The organism is Spirosoma harenae (genome assembly GCF_054776975.1).
Genome location: NZ_BAAHBD010000038.1, coordinates 1 through 4,316 on the forward strand (window position 1 = coordinate 1; position 4,316 = coordinate 4,316).

Sequence of the window (4,316 nt, forward strand, 5' to 3'; positions counted from 1 at the left end):
GTGACCGAGTCGCCGGAACAGAGCGAGGTTCGATTGGTACGAATGATAGGGGCTGGTGGCGCATTGAACGGGACGTTGAGCGTGGTCAATGCGCCCGCACAACCGTGGGCGGTGTCTGGACCGAGCACTGGTCTTGCTGCTGCACTAACAGATTGGCTAAAATTTCCCCGTATCGGCTGTTGATCTGGCTATTGAAGGTTTGCTTGTCGATCAGAGGGTGTCATTGGCTACCCCAGCAAAGCTCCTGCCTGTTGACAGTTCCCCCTTTAGCAGCGCGTCGATCACCGGGGGTCAGATCGGAGGGGAACGGTAGGCCCGTCCCACTCAGCTGCTCTTGTAGACTAGACAGCATAGCTATGGCCTGCTCGCGGGTTTGGATCAGGTTGTTGGTTGGCACAGCAGCTGGCTGTAGAACACACTTGATGCCGTAGCCAGCGAAATCTGACTCGAACAGTTGTCCCCCACCGGACTCGACACCGCACTGGTAGCCCCTAGCCGACCTCCGCCTACTTGAGACGGGGGAGGAGGCAACGAGTAACTGCCTTTGCAGACCTAGGCATTTCTGAGCGGAATCAATCTAGATTTCGCTTATTTTTGATGAAAGTTATTCCACTATAATTGCTTAAGATTTTATCAGAGTAACAATGAAACCAATCTATTATTTCTCCACCCTTGCCTGAAATTCGTCCTTCAGCAATAACTGCGCTATCAACAAGTAGATGAATGTAAGCCCGGTCACCATCATCACCAGCTTCCCATTTGCCTTCAAATGTTTTTTTACCATCTACAATAGAGAAAGTTTTATTACTATTTAATGTAAGTCTAGGAAATTGTTCTGTTGAAATAGTTTGTTTTTTTTTGAGCGTATATTCTTTTAAAATATATTCTCCAATCAAATTCTTTTCATATTCATTAAGACATGACGTCATGAACAATAACAATAACACGTTTAACAGGTAATTATATTTCATTTGAATTAAGGGTTATAATTTCTACAGTTCGTTCCAGGACAAAACTTTCTAATGATCGAGTTAATTTCACTTGGTGTAAGTGTAAAACTCACATACTGACTTGTGTTCGAATACGTATGTTTTTCAGAGCTTCTTACTGTTGAGTTGGGCGAATCTACAAAATGGCCAATGATAGGCAGGTCCTTGGTTAAATAGCCCGATGTAAAACTTGTAATGTTGAACACTTCGAATTTTACGTTTTGCCGATCTTGCATATTGATCCGAACGGCAACCGAACCCATAAAGTGTTCCAGTGAGGTTAATCCTGAAGCTACGTCTACATTTATTTCTCCACGTAAATCCATAGCCCATCCAAATACATTCCTCGTATCGAAGTTACTTTGAGACCACCTAGTTATTACATCTCCAATAGGAATTGACTTTTTGAGAATATTCGCAAATTTACCATTGTGTGGAAATACTATATTTTCTGGTCCTATATCGTGGATAAAGTCGCCCAACAGTTGATTCACCAAGTCCTGCTCTGTAGCAAACGAATTCTCATTTGATAACAAAAACTGTGTGTTTGTTATCACAAAACGAAATTTACCTTGACTACTGCTTTCTCTAGTGGGATTGTTGCCGAAGAATTTATCGGCATCAGGGGTTACATAATTGCCCAGCCAGCGGGTAGCTGAGTTGCGAAAATATTTCTCATCCCCACCCGTTAATGCATACGGCCCATCAATAGCCCAAGTTTTACCTCGGTAATCTGCCGACGTATAATCAGCTCGCTCATACCAGTTCGTTTGCAAATTAGTGGCATTGTTAAAATACACCCAATACTTCGAACAATCTCCGGCAATGCAGCCTCGACACGTCGTGCCTTGGGTGATTTGACGATCTTCGTTGATCTGGTTACTGGAAATAGTCGGTTTAGGAGCCGAACACCGGGCCACCGTATTGACTACTTCCTGTTGAATCTGACCAAATTGACTATTAATCTGGTCATTGAAAATCGTGATATCGATCAAGGCGTTACCATTTGCCGTCCCCAGCAAAGTCCCAGCCTGCTGACAATTCCCAGCCAGCAACGCATCAAGAATAGCCGTCGTATCGGTTGGAAACGCCAAACCCGTACCATTCAATTGACTTTGCAGACTATTGAGCACTGCCATTGCATCGTCTCTGGTTTGAATCAGGTTACTCAACCCACATAGCATCTGGCTATAGAACACAGCGGACGCGGTGGCCAGCGAAATCTGGCTCGAACAGTTGTCACTCACCGGACTCGACACCGCACTGGTAGCCCCTAGCCGACCTCCGCCTGGTTGAGACGGGGAGGAGGCAATGGGTAACTGCCTTTGCAGACCTGACCACTAGGCAGGGTACATTCGTAGGTGAACGTTTTACTGGCCGTGTAGGGACCCACCGTCAGGTTGGTCAGCGGCTGGGTCCCATCGTACCACACCACACTGCCTCCACACCAGTCGGTGTACAGCGCATAATCAACTTTTATTGAATGAATTAACTCTTAACCAATTGCCATCATGCCTCAAAGGAAATTGGGTGGGTATTGAACGTGAACTTGGGATTAGTGCTAACTTAAAAATAGGCGTAGGAGCCTTAGATGTAGTTTCGACACCACAAATCTACATCTAAGGCTATTAAAACGTCGTAAATTTCAAGCTTTTAACAATCTTTTTGGCGTCATTCTTGTTGTTAAAAAAGATAGGTTTGTATATTCGAGTACCTTTATTGCCAATAAAGGTCTTTTGCAATGGAAGAGCTAAGACGTTATAGCAGTGTTGAGGAGCTCAAAGAGAATTCTCAACCAAGTGATCAAACCTCTACTAGGTCGGAAGAGCGGCACGCAAGGTTTGAGAGCTTTATGAATTTCTTGAAAGATGATAAAGATACAGTCTCGTCATGGAATAGCACGTCCATGAGCGGGAATTCTGTGTATGCACTTTAATACTAATCCCCTTCAAGTATTCGATATATTAAATAAAAATGGGATGGAGTATCTCGTTATAGGCGGGATGGCTGTGGCTTACTATGGAGACTATAGAAAATCAATAACTAAATGGGGACAAGTTGTTGAAAAACCAGACATAGATCTCTGGTATTATCCTAGCTACGAAAACTACTTCAAATTGCTTAATGCGCTAGAGCAACTCGGTCTAGATGTAAAAGAGTTCAAAGAGGAAGAAGCACCAGACCCTTGGAAATCAAATTTTCAATTCGAGTTTGAGGACTATACCCTTGATGCTTTGCCCATTATTAAAGCCCCCTTGAAGTTCTGGCAAGCTTACGCCAGAAAAAAGGTTGTTGAGCGCAATGGTGTTCAAATTCCATTTATGGCTCTTGATGATCTAATTGAGGAAAAGACAGCACTTGGCAGACCAAGGGATATTGCCGACATCGAAAATCTAAGAAGAAATAATCCTCCTGCTCCAAGCGCCTGACAATCTGATCGTATTGGGAGTAATTCCTTCTATTCATAATTTTTTTTGAAACTTCATTGAAACTAGCTGAAAGTTCATAAGTAGTCTCAGACAACCCTTCATCATCAATTACTTGCTCAAAAAATGCCTTATTAACATAGTTGAGCTTTTTTTATCACTGCTCTCAGCATAAATAGTTCACACTGTAAGCTTGCCCTAAAAGTTATCGGTTGGAAAATAGGGTATTTCCAGTAACTAATAGCCGCCCAGATACTGACCTGACCACTGGGCAAGGTACATTCGTAATTGAACGTTTTACTCACCGTGTAGGGACCTACCGTCAGGTTGGTCAACTTCTGGGTCCCATCGTACCACACCACGCTGCCCCCACACCAGTCGGTATACAATACATAATAGCTGCCCTCCGTATCATCATCTCCCGGATTATAGGTAAAATTCTTAATACCCCCTTTTTCGATGTTGATAAACCCATTACAGGCGTCGGGCGTATTCGCTGGCTCGGTGGTGCCGGGGCCAACTGGCGTGTAGGTGTGGGAGGGGTTGTTGTAAGCATCCATCAACGGACTATCCACATAAAGCGGATACGAACACGGCAGGGTTGATCCCGATTGAACGCAATACACCGTGTACACATCGGTCACCCCCTGCTGTTGATACGGCTGGCTGGGAATACCCGTCGGTACACTCACATCCTCAGGTCGGTCGACCACCACCCGGCGCCGGTCTTGACCTTGCGGAAAGACCAGGGTGTTTCGTACCCATCCCTGGCTGGTATAGGTGGGGTGTTGGACAGTCCAGCTGATGGCATAGCGCACATCGCACCAGCTGGCATTGAGTTCGACCTGGCGGGCATTGGTTTTCGAATCAAACTCAATGCCCGTGGGCCGATCACAAACGC

General features: G+C 45.0%; 5 protein-coding genes. 1 reads left to right on the plus strand and 4 read right to left on the minus strand.

Annotation, left to right across the window (positions count from 1 at the left end):
• Nucleotides 1-220: 220 nt before the first annotated feature.
• The 3 genes from ACYVE4_RS29935 to ACYVE4_RS29945 all read right to left on the minus strand — a co-directional run bounded on the left by ACYVE4_RS29935 (nt 221) and on the right by ACYVE4_RS29945 (nt 2,236).
• Nucleotides 221-397, minus strand: a complete 177-nt coding sequence (locus ACYVE4_RS29935) for a hypothetical protein (protein ID WP_461044096.1) — start codon at nt 395-397, stop codon at nt 221-223.
• Nucleotides 398-572: 175 nt separating this feature from the next.
• Nucleotides 573-971, minus strand: a complete 399-nt coding sequence (locus tag ACYVE4_RS29940; RefSeq protein ID WP_461044097.1) for a hypothetical protein — start codon at nt 969-971, stop codon at nt 573-575.
• 5 nt (nt 972-976) lie between these two features.
• On the minus strand, nt 977-2,236 hold the full coding sequence (locus ACYVE4_RS29945; RefSeq protein ID WP_461044098.1) for a hypothetical protein: 1,260 nt from the start codon (nt 2,234-2,236) through the stop codon (nt 977-979).
• 732 nt (nt 2,237-2,968) lie between these two features.
• Here ACYVE4_RS29945 and ACYVE4_RS29950 point away from each other — a divergent pair.
• Nucleotides 2,969-3,418 (plus strand): hypothetical protein, encoded by a 450-nt coding sequence (locus ACYVE4_RS29950; RefSeq protein ID WP_461044099.1) that lies wholly within the window; start codon nt 2,969-2,971, stop codon nt 3,416-3,418.
• Between the two features lie 131 nt (nt 3,419-3,549).
• Here the strand turns inward: ACYVE4_RS29950 and ACYVE4_RS29955 are convergent.
• A partial coding sequence (locus ACYVE4_RS29955) for a hypothetical protein (RefSeq protein WP_461044100.1) occupies nt 3,550-4,316 on the minus strand: 767 nt, incomplete at its 5' end.